This window comes from Geodermatophilus obscurus (genome assembly GCF_900115395.1).
GTDB lineage: Bacteria > Actinomycetota > Actinomycetes > Mycobacteriales > Geodermatophilaceae > Geodermatophilus > Geodermatophilus obscurus_B.
On record NZ_FOWE01000011.1, the window covers coordinates 75,195 to 95,403 of the forward strand.

A 20,209-nucleotide genomic window follows, 5' to 3' on the forward strand; every position below is an offset into this window, starting at 1 on the left:
GGTCCCCGACGACCGGGACGGGTGACCGGTGCCTGCCGGGGGACACCGGTGCGGGTGACGGGCGCGGGTCCCGGGCCTGCCGGCGGCTACGGTCGGTGATCGTGCGCACCGTGGCGACCCCGGCGGCCCGTCGGCAGACCTGGCCGTCGGGCGATCCGGTGACCGTCGGTCACTCCGACGGCGACGCCGACGTCGCCACGCCGGCCGCGACGCGCCGGGTCCGGGCCGGGCTCGTCCTGCCCGCCGTCGTCCTCGGGCTCGGCGTGCCGCGCATGCTGCTCACCGGGGGCTACGCGGGGGTGCACGGCGCCGCCGCCTGGGCGCTGCTCGCCGTGGTGGCCGGGTCGCTGACCGCGCTGGCCCTCCTCACCCCGGTGGTGCCGTGGCTCGCCCGCCGCGCCGGGGAGGCCGCTCGCGTGCGGCAGGCGCTGCACGCCCACACCGACCCCGGCCCGGGGCTGCGCACGCGGCTCGACGTCCACGCCCGCCGCGTGCTGCGGCTGCACTGGGTGGGACGGGCCATGCCGGTCGTCCCCGCCGTGCTGCTGCTGCAGGGCCGCTGGGACCGGCCGGGGACGGCGCTGCCGGCCGCCGTCGTCCTGGTCGCCGGCTACGCCGCGCTGGCCCTGTGGCACCGGCGCCAGACCGTCGCCGCGGCCGCCTGGGTGGCCGACCGTCCCGGGCCGCTGCGCGCCGTCCCGCCGCCGCCGTGGTGGGAGCCGTGGCTGGGCGGGCGGCGGGTGCTCGCCCTGGCCGGCGGCTACGTGCTCGCGGTCGTCGCGGTCACGCTGCTCACCGGCGCCTGACCGCGGCCCGGCCGGCGCGGCTCAGCGGGTGCGGCGCAGCAGGGCCAGGAACATCGCGTCGGTGCCGTGCCGGTGCGGCCAGAGCTGCCCGTACGGGCCGCGCTCGACCCCGGGGACGTCGGGGAACAGCGGTGCCACCGGCAGCACCTCGACGTCGTCGCGCGCGGCCGCGGCGTCGGCGACCGCGACCGTCTCCGCGGCGTGCGGCGAGCAGGTCACGTAGGCGACCACCCCGCGCGGCCGCACGGAGCCCAGCGCGCTGCCGAGCAGCGCCGTCTGCAGCTCCACCAGCGGGCCGACGTCGTCGGGAGTGCGCCGCCAGCGGACCTCCGGCCGGCGGCGGAGCGCGCCCAGGCCGGTGCAGGGGGCGTCGAGCAGCACCCGGTCGAAGGAGCCCGGCGCCCACGGCGGCTCCCGCCCGTCGGCGACCAGCACCTCGACGTCGTCCTCCCCCGCCAGCGCCCCGCGGACCAGCTCGGCGCGGTGCGGCGCACGGTCGGCGGCGGTCAGGTGCACCCCGGCGGGGCGGACGGCGGCCAGCAGCGCGGCCTTACCGCCCGGGCCGGCGCAGACGTCGAGCCAGCGGGCGTCGGGGCCCTCCAGCGGGGCGCGGGTGAGCAGCAGCGCGGCGAGCTGGCTGCCCTCGTCCTGGACCGCGGCGGCGCCCGAGCGCACCGACGGCAGCCGTCCGGGGTCTCCCCCGCCGAGGCGGACGGCGTAGGGCGACCACGGGCCGGGCGTCCCGCCGGACTCCTCGGCCAGCTGCTCGCGGGCAACGTGCCGGGCGACGAGGTGGACCTCGGGGGCGGCGCCGTCGGCGAGCAGGGCCTCCTCCAGCTCGGCGTCGCCGCCGAGCGCCTCGCGCCACGCGGCCACGACCCACCCGGGGTGGTCGGTGGCCAGGGCCAGCCGCCGGTCGCCGTCGGCGGCGAGCTGCGCGAGCCAGGCGGCGCGGTCGCCACCGGCGGCCACCTTGCGCAGGACGGCGTTGACCAGCCCCGAGGCGCCGGTGCCGACGATGGCGCGGGTGAGGTCGACGGTGGTGGTGACGGCCGCGTGCGCGGGCACCCGCAGGTCGACGATCTGGTAGGCGCCCAGCCGGAGCAGGTCCAGGACGCGGGGGTCGAGGTCGGCCAGCGGGCGGTCGACGAGCCGGGCGAGGACGGCGTCGAGGGTCCCCTGCGCGCGCAGCGCCCCGTAGGCGAGCTGGGTGGCGAAGCCGGCGTCACGCGGGTCGAGGTCGCGCTCGCGCAGCAGCTGGGGCAGCAGCAGGTTGGCGTAGGCCTCGCGCGCGGAGACGCCGTCGAGGACGTCGTAGGCGGTCAGCCGGGCGCCGTCGAGCGGTGCGCGGCGGGGCGGGCGGCGGTCGCGGGAGCCGCCGCGCTGCCCGCTGCGGCCGCCGGCCGGCCGCCGGGGCGGGCCGCTCACGCCCCGAACCGCTCGCCGGGGGCGGGGCGGGCTCCGCGCGCCCAGTCGGCGGCCGGGTGCACCCGCTTGCCGGCGGGCTGCACGTCGCCGAGGCGCACAGCGCCGCGGCCGGTGCCGACGACGACGCCGCTCGGGCCCACGGACACCTCACCCGGCGTCAGGGCCGGCGAGGTCTGCAGCGGCTCGACCGGGCCGAGCCGGAACCGCTCGCCCCGCCAGGTGGTCCAGGCACCCGGCGCGGGCGTGACGCCCCGGACCCGCCGGTCGACGACGTGCGCGGGCAGGTCCCAGTCGACGCGGGCGTCGGCGGTCTCGATGCGCGGGGCCAGGCTGACGCCCTCGGCCGGCTGCGGGCGGGGCTCGAGCGTGCCGGCGGCGATGCCGTCGAGGGTGGCCACGAGCAGCCGGGCGCCGCTGACCGCGAGCCGGGCGAGCAGGTCGCCGGCGGTGTCGCGCGGGCCGATCTCCTCGGTGACCACGCCGTACACCGGTCCGGTGTCGAGACCCGACTCCAGCAGGAACGTGCACGCGCCGGTGACCTCGTCGCCGGCCATGAGGGCGTGCTGCACCGGGGCGGCGCCGCGCCAGGCCGGCAGCAGCGAGAAGTGCAGGTTGACCCAGCCGTGCGCGGGGACCCCGAGGGCCGCCGGGGGCACCAGCGCGCCGTAGGCGACCACCGGCGCGCAGTCGACGGCGAGGTCGGCGAGCTGCGCGAGGAACTCCGGCTCGCGCGGCGAACGGGGCTGCAGCACGGGCAGCCCGGCGGCGTCGGCGCGCTCGGCGACCGGTGAGCGGCTCACCCTGCGGCCGCGGCCGGACCGCGCGTCGGGCCGGGTGAGGACGGCGGCGACCTCGTGGCCGGAGGACAGCAGCGCGTCGAGCGAGGGGACGGCGGCCTCGGGCGTCCCGGCGAAGAGGAGTCTCAGTGGGGGCTCACCTCCACGCGCGGCACCCAGGCGGCCATGCCCCGCCACTCGGCGTCGGCCAGGGCCGCCAGCGCGGCGGCGCGCGCCTCGGGGTCGAGCCGGTCGACGAACACGACGCCGTCGAGGTGGTCGACCTCGTGCTGCACCGCGCGGGCCAGCAGGTGCGAGCCCTCCACCCGCACCGGGTCGCCGTGCTGGTTCCAGCCGGTGGCGACCACGTGCAGGTGGCGGCGGCAGTCGAAGCGGTAGCCGGGGATGGACAGGCAGCCCTCGGGGGCCTCCTCGGTCTCCTCGCCGACGAGGTCGACCGAGGGGTTGACCAGGTGGCCGACCTCGCCGTCGACGTGCCAGGTGAACACCCGCAGGCCGACGCCGATCTGCGGTGCGGCCAGGCCGGCGCCCCCGGCGGCGTGCATGGTCTCGGTCAGGTCGGCGACCAGGCCGCGCAGCTCGGCGTCGAAGTCGACGACCGGCGCGGCCGGCCGGTGCAGGACCGGGTCGCCCAGCAGCCGGATGGGGGTGACGCTCACCGGTCGATCGTATGCGGGCCCCGGCGGCGTCCCCGTGCCCCCGGGCGGCGCACCGTCCTACTGTCGGGGGGTGACCACGCTGCGCGCCCACCGGGTCCGGGCCCTCGCCAGCATCGTGGCCGAGGGCGCCGCCGTCGGTGCCGTCCTCGCCAGCCGCGAGGCGCCGCCCCGGTCCCGGCGCCGGGTCCTCACCGCGACGGCCGCCGGTGCGGTCATCGCCGCCGACCAGACCGCGCTCGAGCTCCCCGCCGTGCTGCGGGAGGCCCGCACCACCGGCACGGTCGGTCCCGTCCCGGCGCACGAGCGCGGCGCCCTGGTCGAGGCCGGCACCCGCGCGCTGCTGCTCGGGGTGCTGCTGCAGGTGGTGGACCGCCCCGCCCTCGAGCGGCTCACCCGCCGCGGCATCCCGCATCCGCACCGGTGGCTCGGCGCCGCCGCCGCGGTGGCGCACACCGCGGTCCTCGCGCCGGTGTACTGGCGCCTGGCCGCGGAGCGGGCACGGGCCGACGCCGAGCGCGAGGCGGCCATCGAGGCCGAGCTGCAGGAGATGGCCGCCGGCGGCTGAGGGAGCGGCTCAGACGAGCTCGAGCGGGTCGAGCTGGACCCGCACGTGCTCGCCGGCCTTCCGCGCGCTCCGCACCCCCTGGACCTCGGCGAGCGCCGTGGCCAGGGCCGCACCCTCCCCGCGCGGCACCCGGACGAGGTAGCGCTCCCGTTCGCCCTCCTGCCCCGGGCGCGGCTGCTCGGGGACGGGCCCGAGCAGGTCGGCGTCGGCCGGCAGCCGCGCGGCCGCGAGGAACTCCGCCAGTGCCGCCGGGGAACCCGACAGCGCGGCCATCCGGGTGGCCGGGGGGAAGCCCAGCGCCCGGCGGTCGGCGAGCTCCCGCTCGGCGAGCCAGCCCGGGTCCCAGCGCACCAGCGCCTGGACGACGGGGTGGGCGGCGTCGGCGGCGACGACCACCGAGCCGTGCGGGCGCACGAGGGCGGCGGCGTTCATCCAGCGGCGCAGCGTCTCCTCCCCCGCCCGCAGGTCGGCCCGGGCGAGCAGCGCCCAGGAGTCCAGCAGCAGCGCCGCGCCGTAGCCGCCCTCCGCGATCGGCTCCGCGCCCGGCGTGGCGACGACCAGCGCCGGCCCGGCGGGCACCGACGCCAGCACGCCCGACGTGCGGCCCGACACCCGCACCGGGGCACCGGGGAACGCCCGGCCCAGCTCCTCGGCGGTCCGCGCGGCGCCGACGACGGAGGCGCGCAGCTTGGTGCCGTGGCAGTGCGGGCAGTCGAAGGTGGTCGCGGGGCGGGCGCACCACCGGCAGGCCGGGATCCGCGAGCCGCCCGGCCCGGGTGCGGGCGCGATGCCCAGCGGCCCCGCGCAGACGGCGCAGCGGGCCGGCGCCCGGCAGCGGTCGCAGGACAGGCCGGGTGCGTAGCCGGCGCGGGGCACCTGGACGAGCACCGGGGTGCCCTCCGCCAGCGCGGCGCGCGCCACCCGGTGGGCCAGGCTCGGCAGCCGGGCGGTGCGCGCGGCCGGGTCGCGGGCGAGCTCGGAGTCCTCGCCGAGGGCCTGCACCCGCGGGGCGACCGCGCGCAGCGTGGCGCGGTCGGCGGCCAGCGCGTGCGCCCAGCCGCTCTCCACCAGCAGCGCGGCCTCCGCGGTGCGGGCGGTGGCCGCGAGGACCGCCGCGCACGAGGTCAGGTGTGCGCGGTGCACGAGCACGTCGCGGGCGTGCGCGTAGGGGGCGCGGGGCTCGGCGTGCAGGTCGTCGCCGTCGTCCCAGATGGCCACCAGGCCGAGGTCGGCGACCGGCGCGAACACCGCGGCCCGGGTGCCCAGCACCACCTTCGCGCTGCCGCGGGCGGCGTCGAGGAAGCGGCGGTAGCGGGCGTCGGGGGCGGCGTCGGCCCGCAGGACGACGAACGACCCCGGTGGCAGGGTCGCTGCGGCCGCGGCCTCGAGCCGGTCGAGGTCGCGTCCGTCGGGGACGACCACGAGCGCGCCCCGGCCGCCCGACAGCGCGGCCCGGCACAGCTCGGCCAGCCGGGCCGGCCAGTCCTCGCCGGGCAGCGCCGTCCACACCGCGCGGGCCGGCCGGCCCTCGGCGACGGCGGTCAGCAGCGCGGTGCCGGTCGGGTAGCGGGCGAAGCCGGCCGGGTCCGGCGGGGACGGCGGCTCCGGCGGCTCGGTGCGGGGGCGCTTCTCCGCGGCGGCGCGGCGGGGCGGGACGGCCAGCCGGAGGACGTCCATGAGCGTGCCGCCCCAGCGCTGCGCCACCGAGCGGGCCAGCGCGACGACCTCCGGGGTCAGCACCGGCTCGGGCGAGACCAGCTTGAGCGGCGCGAGCCTGCGGCCGCTGTCGCTGGAGTCGGCCAGCTCGAGCACGAACCCGTCGACCAGCTGCCCGGCGAAGCGCACCCGCACGCGACAGCCGGGACGGACCTCCGCGGCGACGTCCTCGGGGACGGCGTAGTCGAACGCGCGGTCGAGGTGTGCCAGCGGCACGTCGACGACGACCCGGGCCACCGTCGGGTGGCCCGGGTCGCCGGGGGGTGGTGCGGGCGTGCTCAGGGAGGATCTCCGTCCGGCGGGGTCGTGTCGCGGCAGTGTCCCGGCCGGGTACGACGGTCCCGCTAGACGCCGATGGCCGAGCGCAGCGCCTCGGCGCGGTCGGTGCGCTCCCACGGCAGCTCGACGTCGGTGCGGCCGAAGTGGCCGTAGGCGGCGGTCGGGCCGTAGATGGGGCGCAGCAGGTCGAGGTCGCGCACGATCGCGCCAGGGCGCAGGTCGAACACGGTGGTGACCGCCTTCTCCAGGACGTCGTCGGCGACGGTGCCCGTGCCGTGGGTGTCGACGAACAGGCCGACCGGGTGCGCGGCGCCGATGGCGTAGGCCACCTGCACCTCGCAGCGGCGGGCCAGGCCCGCCGCGACGACGTTCTTCGCCACCCAGCGCATCGCGTAGGCACCCGACCGGTCGACCTTCGACGGGTCCTTGCCGGAGAAGGCACCGCCGCCGTGGCGGGCCATGCCGCCGTAGGTGTCGACGATGATCTTGCGGCCGGTCAGGCCGGCGTCGCCCATGGGGCCGCCGATGACGAACTTGCCGGTCGGGTTGACCAGCAGCCGGTAGCCGTCGGTGGGCAGGCCGAGCGCCTGCAGCTCGGGCTCGACGACGAGCTCCTGCACGTCGGGGGCGAGCAGCTGCTCGATCGAGATGTCCTCGGCGTGCTGCGAGGAGACGACGACGGTGTCGACGCCGACCGGCCGGTCGTCCTCGTAGACGACGGTGACCTGGGTCTTGCCGTCGGGCCGCAGGTAGGGCACCGAGCCGTCCTTGCGGACCGCCGCCAGCCGGCGCGAGAGCCGGTGGGCCAGCGCGATGGGCAGCGGCATGAGCTCGGGCGTCTCGTCGGTGGCGTAGCCGAACATCAGGCCCTGGTCGCCGGCGCCCTGGCGCTCGATCTCGTCGTCCTCGGCCGCGCCGGCGGTGCGGGCCTCGTAGGCGGTGTCGACGCCCTGGGCGATGTCGGGCGACTGCGCGCCGATGGACACGCTCACGCCGCAGGAGGCGCCGTCGAAGCCCTTGCGGGAGGAGTCGTAGCCGATCCGCAGGACGGTGCGGCGGACGATCTCGGCGATGTCGACGTAGCCGGCGGTGGTGACCTCACCGGCGATGTGCACCTGGCCGGTGGTGATGAGGGTCTCGACGGCGACCCGGCTGCGCGGGTCCTGCGTGAGCATCTCGTCGAGGATCGCGTCGCTGATCTGGTCGGCGATCTTGTCCGGGTGGCCCTCGGTCACCGACTCGGACGTGAAGAGGCGGCGTGGCACTCGGTTCTCCCTGCTTCGGTGACGGGGCTCGCGGTCACGAGGTCGGGCGCGGGGTCCGCGCCGGGTGAGCACGTTACCGGCGTGCCCGGGGGCGGGCAGCCGGCGGTCAGGGCAGGCGGGCCAGCACGGTCTGCCAGACGGCCGCGGCGACGGCGTCCTTGCTGCCGTGCGGCACCTCGGTGGCGGTGCCGTCGGCGGCGAGCACGACGGCGGCGTTGTCGGGCCGGCCGAACACGCCACCACCGGAGACGTCGTTGACGACCAGCAGGTCGCAGCCCTTGCGGGCGAGCTTGGCGCGGGCGTGGGCGAGCACGTCGCCGTCGTCGTCGCCGGTCTCGGCGGCGAAGCCGACGACGAGCTGCCCGGGCGGGCGCTTCGCGACGAGCTCGGCGAGCACGTCGGGGTTGCGCACCAGCCGCACCTCGGGGACCTCGCGGGGGTCGTCCTTCTTCTTCAGCTTGGTGGCCGCGACCGAGGCCGGGCGGAAGTCGGCCACGGCGGCGGCCATGACGACGACGTCGGCGTCCGGGGACTCCGCCAGCACGGCGGTGCGCAGCTCCTCCGCCGTCCCCACCGGGACGACGCGGACGCCGAACGGCGCGGGCAGGTCGACGCCGGCGGCCACCAGCACCACCTCGGCGCCCCGGGCGGCGGCGACGCGGGCCAGCGCCCAGCCCTGCTTGCCCGAGGAGCGGTTGCCGAGGTAGCGCACCGGGTCCAGCGGCTCGCGGGTGCCGCCGGCGCTGACCACCACGCGCCGGCCGGCGAGGTCGGCGCGCAGCACGTCGGGGCCGGCGGTGAGCGCCACGTGCGCCAGCGCGGCGACGTCGGCCGGCTCGGGCAGCCGCCCCGGGCCGGAGTCGGGGCCGGTGAGCCGCCCCACCGCCGGGGGCAGCACGAGGCTGCCGCGGCGGCGGAGGGTGGCGACGTTGTCCTGGGTGGCCGGGTGCAGCCACATCTCGGTGTGCATCGCCGGGACGAACACGACCGGGCAGTGCGCGGTGAGCAGCGTGGCGGTGAGCAGGTCGTCGGCCCGGCCGGCGGCGGCACGGGCCAGCAGGTCGGCGGTGGCCGGCGCGACGACGACGAGGTCGGCGGTCTGCCCGATCCGGACGTGGGCGACCTCGTCGACGTCGGACCAGACGTCGGTGGTGACCGGGTTGCCGCTGAGCGCCTCGAAGGTGGCCGCGCCGACGAAGCGCAGGGCGGCCGGCGTCGGGACCACGCGCACGTCGTGCCCGGCCTCGGTGAACGCCCGCAGCAGCAGCGCGGCCTTGTAGGCGGCCACGCCGCCGCCCACGCCCAGCACGATCCGGCTCATGGCGACCATCCTCCACACACGACGACGCCCCCGGCACCGCGTGCCGGGGGCGTCACCCCTGAGGGGCTGGAACGGGCCCGTCGCAGGGGCCCGCCGCGAGCTCGCGAGCGGCGGGGGCGACGGGGTCCTCCGTCAGTTCTCGCCGGCGGTGTGGGTCAGCAGACCCTCGTTGATCTCGCGCAGGGCGATGGACAGCGGCTTCTCCTGCGGGGCGGTGTCGACCAGCGGGCCCACGTACTCGAGCAGGCCCTCGGAGAGTTGGCTGTAGTAGGCGTTGATCTGCCGCGCACGCTTGGCGGCGAAGATGACCAGGCCGTACTTGCTGCTGGTGCGCTCGAGCAGCTCGTCGATCGGCGGGTTGGTGATGCCCTCGGGGGCGGGTGCGACTCCGGACACGGGCGCGTGTACTCCTCGGCTGGTCTGGGCGGGAGTGAGGGGCCTGTGCGGCCGGTCACTCGGAGGCGCCGGTCCTCGCGGACGACGGCGCAGCGAGCAAGGATACCAACTCGTCGGCCGCCCGTGCGACGTCGTCGTTGACCACCACGACGTCGAACTCCCCGGCGGCGTCGAGCTCGGCCTGCGCGATCGCCAGGCGGCGCTCCTGCACGGCCGGGGGCTCCGACCCGCGCCCGGCCAGCCGGCTCTTCAGCTCCGCCCACGAGGGCGGCGCGAGGAACACCAGCTGGGCATCGCCGTCGCGGGCGCGCACCTGGCGCGCGCCCTGCAGCTCGATCTCGAGCAGCGCCGGTGCCCCGGTCGCGAGTCGCTCGCGGACCGGGGCGGCCGGCGTGCCGTAGCGGTTGCCGGCGTACTCCGCCCACTCGAGCAGGCCGTCCTCGGCGACCAGCCGGTCGAACTCGGCGTCGGTGAGGAAGTGGTAGTGCACGCCGTCCACCTCACCGGGCCGTGCCCGCCGGGTGGTCACCGAGACCGACACCCAGACGTCGGGGTGGCGGCGGCGGACCTCCGCGACGACGGTGCCCTTGCCGACCCCGGAGGGGCCCGAGAGCACCGTCAGGCGTGCCGGGACCGGGGACCGTGGTGCAGTGGGCAACGCGTCGTCCTCGTCCTCGGTGCGGGGTGCGGCCGTGCGGGCTGTGCCGGCGCGCGGGCTCAGCTCGCCGAGTCGGCGGGCACCTGCTCGGCGACCACCGGCTCCCCGCCGAACTCCGTCTCCAGGGCCCGGCGCTGGTTGGCGCCCAGGCCGCGGACGCGGCGGGTCGGCGAGATCTCGAGCCGCTCCATGATCTTCGCAGCCCGCGCCTTGCCGACGCCGGGCAGGGACTCCAGGACCGCGGAGACGCGCATCTTGCCGATCACCTCGTCGGTCTCGCCCTGACGCAGGACGTCGCCGACGGTGGCGCCCTTGCTCTTGAGCCGCTCGCGCAGTTCGGCGCGGGCCTTGCGGGCCGCGGCCGCCTTCTCGAGGGCGGCGGCGCGTTGTTCGGGTGACAGGTCGGGCAGGGGCATGGTGCGTCCCATCGTGTCGTCGCAGGGGTCGGACCCCGGCGTCTGCGTGCTCTGTGTCCGTGCCGTCGGGGCGCCCGTGGTCTCGGGCTTCGGCGGTCAACCTAGTAACCGGGAATGCGCAGGTCACGCGCGAGGCGCGCGACGTTTCCGATCTCCGTTCGCCCGCACTTCACGCTCCGTCCACCCGGTGTGTGACGGTGCGTGAGACCCGCAGGTCGGAAAGTATACGAAACGTATTAGGACCGCTATCGTGCGGGGAAACACGCGGGGGACGACACGCCGGGCGGACGGAGGCCGGGCTCCGTCCGCCCGCGGGCGCCCCGGCGCCTCAGCCGAGCGCCTCCGCCCAGCGGGCGGCCGCGGCGCGCAGGGCGGCGGGGTCCGGCCCGGCGGCGAGCACGTCACGGGAGACGGTCGGGACGACCGCGCGGCCGGTGCCGAACAGCCGCCGCAGGTCGGCGGGGGTGCCGCCCTGGGTGCCCAGTCCGGGGGCCAGCACCGGGCCGCCGAGGCCGTCGAGGTCGACGTCGAGCTCGCGCAGGGTCGCCCCGACGACGACGCCGAAGGACCCCGTCGTGGCACCCCAGCGGCTGCCGAGGTCCTGCACCCCGCCGACGTCGGGCAGCGGGTCGCCGACCACCCAGCCCGGGGTGTTCCACCCGCGCACGGTGTCGACGACGACCTGCGCCACCGACCGCTCCCCCACCGCCGCGGACTGCAGCGCCGCGGCGTCGGGGTTGGACGTGCGGGCGAGGACGAACAGCCCGCTCCCCGTCAGCCGCGCGGTGTCGACGGCCGGCTGCAGCGCGCCCGGGCCCAGGTAGGGACTGACGGTGAGCGCGTCGACGGCCATGGGGTGCTCCGGGCGCAGCACGTCGGCGTAGGCGTCCATGGTCGAGCCGATGTCACCGCGCTTGGCGTCGAGCAGCACCAGCGCACCGGCCGCCCGGGCGCCGGCGACGGCGTCCTCGAGCACGGCGAGCCCACGCGAGCCGTGCCGCTCGTAGAACGCCGACTGCGGCTTGAGCACCGCGACCTCGCCGGCGAGGGCCTCGACGACGGCGTCGGTGAAGCGGCGCAGCCCGTCGACGTCGTCGGGCAGGCCCCAGCGCTCCAGCAGCGGGGCGTGCGGGTCGAGGCCCACGCACAGCGGGCCGCGCGCGGCGACGGCGTCGGCGAGGCGCTGCCCGAACGGCACGGTCTCGAACGGGGTGCTCACCGCGGCACCGACCGGGGCAGGGTGTCGCCGAGGGCGGCGATGCAGTCGCGGGCGAGGAACGGGTCGGCGAACGCGCCGGAGGCGGACTGCACGGCGTCGGCGCCGGCCTCGTACAGGGCCGCGAACGAGGCCACGTCGGTGACCCCGCCCATCGCCAGCACGTCGAAGCGGTGCCCGCCGGCCCCCCGCAGCGTGACCAGGCGGCGGGTGAGGTCGAGCGCGTGCCCGCGGACGGCCGCACCCGACAGCCCGGCCACCGCGCGGCCGGGGAAGGTCGGCTCGCCGTCGCTGCGCACCACCCGGCTCGGCACCGTGTTGATGCCGGCGACGCCGTCGACCAGCGGCGCCAGCCGGGGCACCAGCGCGGCGAGGCGGTCGGCGTCGAGCCAGGAGATCTTGGCGACCAGGCCGGTGCGGTCGTCCAGCGCCCGCCGCACGGCCTCGACGACGGCGACCGTGGCGTCGGCGTCGAGGCACAGCGGCGGCTTCACGCCGTCGTCGGCGGCCGCGCTCAGGGTGTTCGGGCAGGACAGGTTGAGCTCGACCACCTCGGCGCCGGCCTCCTGCGCCATGCAGGCGACGCGGGCGAAGTCGTCCGCCAGCGCCGTCCCGTCGCCGGACCCCATGACGCTGACCAGCAGCAGCTGGTCGTCGTCGACGGCGGTCAGCGACCGCTCGAGGTCGGGCATCCACTCCTCCGGCGACGGCGAGGGCACGCCGAAGGAGTTGACCGTGCTGACGCCGGGGTCGCCGGGCGCTACCCAGTCCCAGGGGTCGGAGACGACCACCTCGCCCGGCGGCCGGGGCGCGAACGTCCAGTTCGGCCGGGCGTTCGGCTCGTGCGCGCGGCTGCGCACGGTCTTGTAGGTGAGCACGCTGAACCCGTTGCGCGCGTGGTAGCGCACCCACTCCTCGCCGCCGCCCAGCACGCACGCCGGCACCCCGAGCGGGAAGCCGACGTCGCGGCCGAGCACCCGCCAGCGCCGGTCCCCCGCCCGCGGGCGCCCAGGCAGCCGCGGGCCGACCGGCGTCGTCAGGTTCTCCCGGTAGGAGCGCAGCACGTCGTAGGACGGCGTCCGGACGCCGTGGGCGGCGAGCAGGCCGCCGTGCCCGGCGGAGTACGCGACCCGGGTGAGCAGCGGCAGGTCCTCCTCGCCGGCCTCCCCCGCCGCGAGCCGCGCGGTCAGGCGTCCGGCGTCCGCCCGCAGGGCGTCGAGCTGCGCGGCCGGCGGGGTGGCGAAGCGGGTGACGCCGGCCAGGAACGCCGCGGGCAGCCCGTCGAGCAGCCCGCGTGCTACCAGCTCGTCGCGCAGCCGTGCCACGACGCCCGGGGAGGAGCCATCAGCGCGACAGAGGCTGCTCACGGGCGCCGGGCCAGGGCGGCGTGGACCTCCTGCAGGCTGCGGACGCCGATGTCGCCGCGGCGCAGCGCCTCCACGCCCTGCACCGCCGCGGCCATCCCCTGCACCGTGGTGATGCAGGGGATCCCGGCCGCCACCGCCGCGGTGCGGATCTCGTAGCCGTCCAGCCGCGGCCCGCTGTTGCCCGGCGACCCGAACGGGGTGTTGACGACGATGTCGACGTCGCCGGCGAGGATCCGCTCCACGCAGTTGCCGGGGCCCTCGCTGTACTTGCCGACGACCTCGCACTCGACGCCGTTGCGCCGCAGCACCTGCGCGGTGCCGGCGGTGGCCAGCACCCGGAAGCCGAGGTCGGCCAGCCGCTTGACCGGGAAGACGGCGGCCCGCTTGTCGCGGTTGGCCAGCGACACGAACACCGTGCCCTCGGTGGGCAGGGGCCCGTACGAGGCGACCTGGGACTTGGCGAACGCCGTGCCGAACCCGTCGTCGATGCCCATGACCTCGCCGGTGGACTTCATCTCCGGGCCGAGCACGGTGTCGACGCCGTGGCCGTCGACGGTGCGGAACCGGTGGAAGGGCAGCACCGCCTCCTTGACCGCGATCGGCGCGCGCTCGGAGAGGTCGGTGCCGTCGCCGGTGGCCGGCAGCACGCCCGCGGCGCGCAGGTCGGCGATCGACTGCCCCACCGCGATCCGCGCCGCGGCCTTCGCCAGCGGCACGGCGGTCGCCTTCGACACGAACGGCACCGTCCGCGACGCCCGCGGGTTGGCCTCCAGCACGTACAGGACGTCGTCCTTCAGCGCGTACTGCACGTTCATCAGCCCCCGCACGCCGATCCGCGCGGCCAGCGCCTGCGTGGCGGTGCGGATCTGCGCGAGGTCGCCGGCGCCGAGGGTGATGGGCGGCAGCACGCACGCCGAGTCGCCGGAGTGGATGCCGGCCTCCTCGATGTGCTCCATGACGCCGCCGAGGTAGAGCTCGGCGCCGTCGTAGAGCGCGTCGACGTCGATCTCGACGGCGTCCTCCAGGAAGCGGTCGACCAGCACCGGGTGGGCGGGGCTGACGTCGGTGGCCTTGGCGATGTAGGCCTCGAGCGTGGCGTCGTCGTAGACGATCTCCATGCCGCGACCGCCGAGCACGTAGGAGGGCCGCACCAGCACCGGGTAGCCGATGCCGGCGGCGATCTCGTGCGCCTCGGCGAAGGTGGTGGCGGTGCCGTGCTCGGGCGCCCGGAGGCGGGCGTCGGCCAGCACGCGGGAGAACGCGCCGCGGTCCTCGGCGTCGTCGATCGACTCCGGCGAGGTGCCCAGCACCGGCACCCCGGCGTCCTTGAGCCGCTGCGCCAGGCCCAGCGGCGTCTGCCCGCCGAGCGTGCAGATCACCCCGGCCACCGGGCCGGCGGCGCGCTCGGCCTCGACCACCTCGAGCACGTCCTCGAACGTCAGCGGCTCGAAGTAGAGCCGGTCGGCGGTGTCGTAGTCGGTGGAGACGGTCTCGGGGTTGCAGTTGACCATCACGGCCTCGTAGCCGGCGTCCTGCAGCGCCATGACCGCGTGCACGCAGGAGTAGTCGAACTCGATGCCCTGCCCGATGCGGTTGGGCCCGGAGCCGAGGATCAGCACCGCCGGCCGCTCCCGCGGCTCGACCTCGGTCTCCTCGTCGTAGGAGGAGTAGTGGTAGGGCGTGCGGGCGGCGAACTCGGCCGCGCAGGTGTCGACGGTCTTGAACACCGGCCGGATGCCCAGCCGGTGCCGGAGCAGCCGGACGCCGTCCTCGCCGGCGAGCTCGGGCCGCAGCGCGGCGACCTGCCGGTCGGAGAGGCCGTGCCGCTTGGCCCGCCGCAGCAGCTCCGGGGTCAGCGACGGCGCGTCGCGCACCTGCGCGCCGACCTCCTGCACGAGGGCGATCTGGTCGACGAACCACGGGTCGAAGCCACTCGCGGCCGCGACGTCCTCGACGGTCGCGCCGGCGGCCAGCGCGGCCTCGGCGGTGTAGAGCCGCCCGTCGACCGGCGTGCGCAGCGCCTCGAGGAGCTCGGCGGCCGAGCGGGGGTCCTCCCCGCCGGTCCAGAAGCCGGCGACCTTCGTCTCGGTGGACCGCATGGCCTTGCCCAGTGCCTCGGGGAAGTTGCGGCCCATCGCCATGACCTCGCCGACGCTCTTCATCGTCGTGGTCAGCCGCGGGTCGGCGCCGGGGAACTTCTCGAAGGCGAACCGCGGGATCTTCACGACGACGTAGTCCAGCGCCGGCTCGAAGCTCGCCGGGGTGACGCCGGTGATGTCGTTGGTGATTTCGTCGAGGGTGTAGCCGATGGCGAGCTTCGCGGCGATCTTGGCGATCGGGAAGCCGGTGGCCTTCGACGCCAGCGCGCTCGACCGCGACACCCGCGGGTTCATCTCGATGACGACCAGGCGCCCGTCGGCGGGGTTGACGGCGAACTGGATGTTGCAGCCGCCGGTGTCGACGCCGACCGCGCGCAGCACCGCGATGCCGACGTCGCGCATCCGCTGGTACTCGACGTCGGTGAGGGTCATCGCCGGGGCGACGGTCACCGAGTCGCCGGTGTGCACGCCCATCGCGTCGACGTTCTCGATCGAGCAGACGACGACCACGTTGTCGCTGCGGTCGCGCATGAGCTCGAGCTCGTACTCCTTCCAGCCGAGCACCGACTCCTCGACGAGCACGGTGTGCACCGGGGAGTCCGCCAGGCCGTGGGAGGCCATCCGGCGCAGCATCGCCTCGTCGGTGGCGAAGCCCGAGCCGAGGCCGCCCATGGTGAACGACGGCCGGATGACGACGGGGTAGCCGACCTCGGCGGCGGTCTCCAGCGCCTCCTCGACGCTGCCGCACACCCGCGAGCGCGGGGCGTCGGCGCCGATCGACCGCACGATGTCCTTGAACAGCTGCCGGTCCTCGCCGCGGTTGATCGCGTCCACGTCGGCGCCGATGAGCCGCACGCCGTAGCGCTCCAGCGTGCCGTTCTCGTACAGGCCGATGGCGATGTTGAGCGCCGTCTGCCCGCCGAGGGTGGCCAGCAGCGCGTCGGGGCGCTCGGCGGCGATGACCCGCTCGACGAACTCCGGCGTCAGCGGCTCGACGTAGGTGGCGTCGGCGACGTCGGGGTCGGTCATGATCGTCGCCGGGTTGCTGTTGACCAGGCTGACCCGCAGCCCCTCGGCGCGCAGCACCCGGCAGGCCTGCGTTCCGGAGTAGTCGAACTCGGCGGCCTGGCCGATGAGGATGGGCCCCGAGCCGATGACCAGGACGTGGTGGATGTCCTCCCGCTTCGGCATCAGCGCTGCTCCTCCATCAGGTCGACGAACCGGCCGAACAGCGGCGCGGCGTCGTGCGGGCCGGCGGCGGACTCGGGGTGGAACTGGACGCTGAACGCCGGGGCGTCGAGCAAGCGCAGCCCCTCGACGACGTCGTCGTTGAGGCCCACGTGGCTGACCTCGACCCGGCCGTGGGCGGTGTCGGTGGCGCGGTCCAGCGGCGCGTCGACGGCGAACCCGTGGTTGTGGCTGGTGACCCGGACGGTGCCGCTGACCCGGTCGAGCACCGGCTGGTTGAGCCCGCGGTGACCGAAGCGCAGCTTGTAGGTGCCCAGGCCCAGCGCGCGGCCGAGGATCTGGTTGCCGAAGCAGATGCCGAACAGCGGCCGGCCGGCGTCGAGGACGCCCCGCACCGCCGCCACCGCGTAGTCGGCCGCGGCCGGGTCGCCGGGGCCGTTGGAGAGGAAGACGCCGTCGGGGCCGTGCTCGAGCAGGTCGGCCGCCGTCGCGGTGGAGGGCAGCACGTGGGTCTCGACGCCGAGCGCGGCCAGGTGCCGCGGGGTGGCGGTCTTGATGCCGAGGTCCAGCGCGGCGATGGTGAACCGCTTCTCCCCCGCCGCCGGGACGACGTAGGGCTCGCGGGTGCTCACCTGCGGGGCGAGGTCGGCGCCGGTCATGCCCTCGGCGGCCCGCACGCGGGCGAGCAGGGCGTCGACCGCATCCTCGCCCCACCCGCCCGGCTCGCTGCTGATGCCCGCGCGCATGGCGCCGCGCTCGCGCAGGTGCCGGGTGAGCGCGCGGGTGTCGATGCCGCTGATCCCGACCACGCCCTGCGCGGCCAGCTCGTCGTCCAGGCTGCCGGTGGCGCGCCAGTTGGCCGGGCGGCGGGCGGGGTCGCGGACGACGAAGCCGGCCACCCACATGCGGCTGCTCTCGTCGTCCTCGCCGTTGACCCCGGTGTTGCCGACGTGCGGCGCGGTCATGGTGACGATCTGGCCGGCGTAGCTCGGGTCGGTCAGCGTCTCCTGGTAGCCGGTCATCCCGGTGGCGAACACCGCCTCGCCGACCGTCGTCCCGACCTTCCCGTAGGCCTCGCCGCGGAACGTCCTGCCGTCCTCGAGCACGAGGATCGCGTCTGTCAACGCACTGCCTTTCCGTCCAGAACGGTCGGGACGCCCCGCAGGAACGTCGCGACCACCCGGCCCGGGAGCTCCCGGCCGGCGTAGGGGCTGTTGCGGCTACGGCTGGCCAGCGCGGCCGGGTCGACGGTGGCCCGGGCGGCGGGGTCGAGCAGCAGCAGGTTGGCCGGCTCGCCGGGCGCCAGGGGGCGACCGTGCGCCTGGAGACCCCGCCCGTCCAGGCGGCCGATGGCCGCCGGGCGCACCGACATGCGGTCGGCGACGCCGGCCCAGTCGAGCAGGCCGGGCTCCACCAGCGTCTCGACCACGATCGACAGCGCCTGCTCCAGCCCGAGCATCCCGGGCCGGGCCTGCGCCCACTCGCTCTCCTTGTCCTCCACCGCGTGCGGCGCGTGGTCGGTGGCGACGGCGTCGATCGTGCCGTCGGCCAGGCCGGCGCGGAGGGCCTCGACGTCGGCGTCGGTGCGCAGCGGCGGGTTGACCTTGAACACCGGGTCGTAGGTCTCCGCGCAGGCCTCGGTGAGCAGCAGGTGGTGCGGGGTGACCTCCGCGGTCACCTGCACGCCGCGCGACTTCGCCCACCGCAGGATCTCCACCGACCCGGCGGTGGACACGTGGCAGACGTGCAGCCGGGCGCCCACGTGCTGGGCCAGCAGCACGTCGCGGGCGATGACGGCCTCCTCGGCGGCGGCCGGCCAGCCGGTCAGCCCGAGCCGCGCCGACCGGTGGCCCTCGTTCATCTGCGCGCCGGCGGTCAGCCGCGGCTCCTCGGCGTGCTGGGCGACGACGCCGTCGAGGGCCTTGACGTACTCCAGTGCCCGCCGCATCAGCGCGGGGTCGGCGACGCAGTGCCCGTCGTCGGAGAACACCCGCACGCGGGCGGCGGAGTCGGCCATCGCGCCGAGCTCGGCCAGCCGCTCGCCGCGCAGCCCGACGGTCACCGCCCCCACCGGGACGACGTCGACCAGCCCGGCCTGCCGGCCCAGCCGCCACACCTGCTCGACGACGCCGGCGGTGTCGGCGACCGGGTCGGTGTTGGCCATGGCGTGCACCGCGGTGAAGCCGCCCAGCGCCGCGGCACGGCTGCCGGTCTCGACGGTCTCGGCGTCCTCGCGGCCGGGCTCGCGCAGGTGGGTGTGCAGGTCGACCAGGCCGGGCAGGGCGACCAGCCCGCCGGCGTCGACCACCGTGGCCCCGGTCGCGGACAGCCGGTCCCCGATCGCGGCGATCCGGCCGTCGGCGAGCAGCAGGTCGGCGGGGTCGCCGCCGAGGACGCGCGCCCCCTTGATCAGGTACGTCACCGGGTCGAGCCTCCGAGCAGCAGGTAGAGCACGGCCATGCGGACGCTGACGCCGTTGCCGACCTGCTCGACGATCGTCGAGCGGACCGAGTCGGCGACGTCGGCGGCGATCTCCATGCCGCGGTTCATCGGGCCGGGGTGCATGACGATCGCCTCGTCGGGCAGCGCGGCCATCCGCCGGGCGTCGAGGCCGTAGCGGCGGCTGTACTCGCGCGCGCTGGGGAAGAACGAGGCGTTCATCCGCTCGGCCTGGACGCGCAGCATCATCACCGCGTCGGCCTTCGGCAGCACGGCGTCGAGGTCGTAGGAGACCCCCACCGGCCAGGAGCCCACGCCCACCGGCAGCAGCGTGGGCGGGGCGACGAGGGTGACCTCGGCGCCCAGCGTGGTCAGCAGCCAGACGTTGGAGCGGGCCACCCGGCTGTGCAGGACGTCGCCGACGATCGCCACCCGGACGCCGTCGAGGCGGCCCAGCCGGTGGCGGATCGTGTAGGCGTCGAGCAGCGCCTGGGTGGGGTGCTCGTGGGTGCCGTCGCCGGCGTTGACGACGCTGCCCCGCACCCAGTTCGCGAGCCGGTGCGGGGCGCCGCTCGCCGAATGCCGGACGACGATCGCGTCGGCCCCCATCGCCTCCAGCGTCAGCGCGGTGTCCTTGAGGCTCTCGCCCTTGGAGACGCTGCTGCCCTTGGCGCTGAAGTTGATGACGTCCGCGGACAGGCGCTTGGCGGCGAGCTCGAAGGAGATGCGGGTGCGGGTGGAGTCCTCGTAGAAGAGGTTGACCACCGTGCGCCCGCGAAGCGTGGGCAGCTTCTTGACCTCGCGGCCGGCCAGCGCCTGGTCGATCTGCGCGGCGGTGTCGAGGACGAGCGTGGCGTCGGCGCGGTCGAGGTCGGCCGCCTCCAGCAGGTGGCGCTTCACGCTCTGCTCCCCTCCTCCGTCACCAGGACCTCGTCGGTGCCGTCGGTCTCGGCGAGGTGCACCCGCACCTGCTGCGCGCGGGAGGTGGGCACGTTCTTGCCCACGTAGTCGGCGCGGATGGGCAGCTCGCGGTGGCCGCGGTCGACCAGCACGGCGAGCTGCACCGTGCGCGGCCGGCCGAGGTCGCGCAGCGCGTCGAGGGCCGCGCGCACCGAGCGCCCGGAGAACAGGACGTCGTCGACCAGGACGACCAGCCGGCCGTCGATGCCCTGCGCCGGCAGGACGGTGTCCTCCAGCGCCCGGACGCCGCGCATCCGCAGGTCGTCGCGGTAGAGGGTGATGTCGACGGTGCCGACGTCGACCGCCGTGCCGCTGAAGGCGGCGACCCGGGCGGCCAGGCGGCGGGCGAGCGGGGCGCCGCGGGTCGGGATGCCCACCAGCACGAGGTCGGGCAACTGCTCGCCGGCCTTCTCGATGAGCTGGTGCGCCATCCGGTCGACCACGCGGGCGACGTCGGCGGGGGCGAGCAGGACGCCGGCGGTGGACGTGCGGCTCGCAGCGGGCTCGGGTGAGCCGGCCATCAGGCCTCCTTCCCCGCCTCACGGGACGGGTCGTTAAAGGAGCGGGTGGACCGGGGCCGACCGTACTGCACCCGGTCGGGTGACCGTCGTCGCGCCTGGTGGTCCCGCAGGTC

General features: G+C 76.6%; 18 protein-coding genes. 2 read left to right on the forward strand and 16 right to left on the reverse strand.

All coding sequences use genetic code 11. The features are described 5' to 3' along the window. Positions 1-101: 101 nt before the first annotated feature. Positions 102-806 carry a hypothetical protein gene (locus tag BM165_RS20435; protein ID WP_143108255.1) on the forward strand — a complete coding sequence of 235 codons (705 nt, stop codon included), beginning with the start codon at positions 102-104 and terminating at the stop codon, positions 804-806. A 21-nt stretch (positions 807-827) separates the two neighbouring features. On the opposite strand, the gene BM165_RS20440 is transcribed toward BM165_RS20435, so the two are convergent. The 3 genes from BM165_RS20440 to def are packed head-to-tail and all read right to left on the reverse strand — an operon-like array spanning position 828 to position 3,690. After that, complete coding sequence (locus BM165_RS20440; protein WP_075015381.1) at positions 828-2,234, reverse strand: RsmB/NOP family class I SAM-dependent RNA methyltransferase; 1,407 nt, start codon at positions 2,232-2,234, stop codon at positions 828-830. Beyond that, on the reverse strand, positions 2,231-3,208 hold the full coding sequence (gene fmt / locus BM165_RS20445; RefSeq protein ID WP_244274366.1) for a methionyl-tRNA formyltransferase: 978 nt from the start codon (positions 3,206-3,208) through the stop codon (positions 2,231-2,233). Before fmt ends, BM165_RS20440 begins: the two co-directional genes overlap by 4 nt. Further along, the gene (def, locus tag BM165_RS20450; RefSeq protein ID WP_075015382.1) at positions 3,157-3,690 is read right to left on the reverse strand and encodes a peptide deformylase; all 534 of its coding nucleotides are present in this window, start codon (positions 3,688-3,690) and stop codon (positions 3,157-3,159) included. The genes fmt and def overlap by 52 nt, the downstream gene beginning before the upstream one ends. A 70-nt stretch (positions 3,691-3,760) precedes the next feature. On the opposite strand from def, the gene BM165_RS20455 reads away from it, so the two are divergent. Next, a complete protein-coding gene (locus BM165_RS20455; protein ID WP_075015383.1) occupies positions 3,761-4,255 on the forward strand; it encodes a hypothetical protein in 495 nt (164 codons plus the stop codon). A 9-nt stretch (positions 4,256-4,264) separates the two neighbouring features. On the opposite strand, the gene BM165_RS20460 is transcribed toward BM165_RS20455, so the two are convergent. The 13 genes from BM165_RS20460 to pyrR all read right to left on the reverse strand — a co-directional run bounded on the left by BM165_RS20460 (position 4,265) and on the right by pyrR (position 20,096). Continuing rightward, positions 4,265-6,208, reverse strand: a complete 1,944-nt coding sequence (locus BM165_RS20460) for a primosomal protein N' (RefSeq protein WP_075015384.1) — start codon at positions 6,206-6,208, stop codon at positions 4,265-4,267. Positions 6,209-6,315: 107 nt separating this feature from the next. Next, positions 6,316-7,515, reverse strand: coding sequence for a methionine adenosyltransferase (gene metK, locus BM165_RS20465; RefSeq protein ID WP_075015385.1), 1,200 nt, complete (start codon positions 7,513-7,515; stop codon positions 6,316-6,318). Positions 7,516-7,621: 106 nt separating this feature from the next. After that, the gene (gene coaBC, locus BM165_RS20470) at positions 7,622-8,836 is read right to left on the reverse strand and encodes a bifunctional phosphopantothenoylcysteine decarboxylase/phosphopantothenate--cysteine ligase CoaBC (RefSeq protein WP_075015386.1); all 1,215 of its coding nucleotides are present in this window, start codon (positions 8,834-8,836) and stop codon (positions 7,622-7,624) included. A gap of 132 nt (positions 8,837-8,968) precedes the next feature. Next, the gene (gene rpoZ, locus BM165_RS20475) at positions 8,969-9,232 is read right to left on the reverse strand and encodes a DNA-directed RNA polymerase subunit omega (RefSeq protein WP_012949163.1); all 264 of its coding nucleotides are present in this window, start codon (positions 9,230-9,232) and stop codon (positions 8,969-8,971) included. A gap of 55 nt (positions 9,233-9,287) precedes the next feature. After that, positions 9,288-9,890 carry a guanylate kinase gene (gene gmk / locus BM165_RS20480; RefSeq protein WP_075015387.1) on the reverse strand — a complete coding sequence of 201 codons (603 nt, stop codon included), beginning with the start codon at positions 9,888-9,890 and terminating at the stop codon, positions 9,288-9,290. A 59-nt stretch (positions 9,891-9,949) separates the two neighbouring features. Continuing rightward, positions 9,950-10,306 (reverse strand): integration host factor, actinobacterial type, encoded by a 357-nt coding sequence (gene mihF, locus BM165_RS20485; RefSeq protein WP_075015517.1) that lies wholly within the window; start codon positions 10,304-10,306, stop codon positions 9,950-9,952. A 328-nt stretch (positions 10,307-10,634) separates the two neighbouring features. After that, entirely contained in the window at positions 10,635-11,525 is an 891-nt protein-coding gene (gene pyrF / locus BM165_RS20490) for an orotidine-5'-phosphate decarboxylase (protein WP_075015388.1), read from the reverse strand. Further along, complete coding sequence (locus tag BM165_RS20495; protein WP_244274367.1) at positions 11,522-12,889, reverse strand: beta/alpha barrel domain-containing protein; 1,368 nt, start codon at positions 12,887-12,889, stop codon at positions 11,522-11,524. Before BM165_RS20495 ends, pyrF begins: the two co-directional genes overlap by 4 nt. Then, complete coding sequence (gene carB, locus BM165_RS20500) at positions 12,886-16,179, reverse strand: carbamoyl-phosphate synthase large subunit (protein WP_075015389.1); 3,294 nt, start codon at positions 16,177-16,179, stop codon at positions 12,886-12,888. Before carB ends, BM165_RS20495 begins: the two co-directional genes overlap by 4 nt. Continuing rightward, complete coding sequence (carA, locus tag BM165_RS20505; protein WP_075015390.1) at positions 16,179-17,300, reverse strand: glutamine-hydrolyzing carbamoyl-phosphate synthase small subunit; 1,122 nt, start codon at positions 17,298-17,300, stop codon at positions 16,179-16,181. The genes carB and carA overlap by 1 nt, the downstream gene beginning before the upstream one ends. Then, positions 17,297-18,598, reverse strand: coding sequence for a dihydroorotase (locus BM165_RS20510; RefSeq protein WP_075015391.1), 1,302 nt, complete (start codon positions 18,596-18,598; stop codon positions 17,297-17,299). Before BM165_RS20510 ends, carA begins: the two co-directional genes overlap by 4 nt. Continuing rightward, positions 18,595-19,515: an aspartate carbamoyltransferase catalytic subunit gene (locus BM165_RS20515; RefSeq protein WP_075015392.1), complete on the reverse strand. Its 921-nt coding sequence runs from the start codon at positions 19,513-19,515 to the stop codon at positions 18,595-18,597. Before BM165_RS20515 ends, BM165_RS20510 begins: the two co-directional genes overlap by 4 nt. After that, positions 19,512-20,096 carry a bifunctional pyr operon transcriptional regulator/uracil phosphoribosyltransferase PyrR gene (gene pyrR, locus BM165_RS20520; RefSeq protein WP_075015393.1) on the reverse strand — a complete coding sequence of 195 codons (585 nt, stop codon included), beginning with the start codon at positions 20,094-20,096 and terminating at the stop codon, positions 19,512-19,514. Before pyrR ends, BM165_RS20515 begins: the two co-directional genes overlap by 4 nt. Positions 20,097-20,209: the final 113 nt, after the last annotated feature.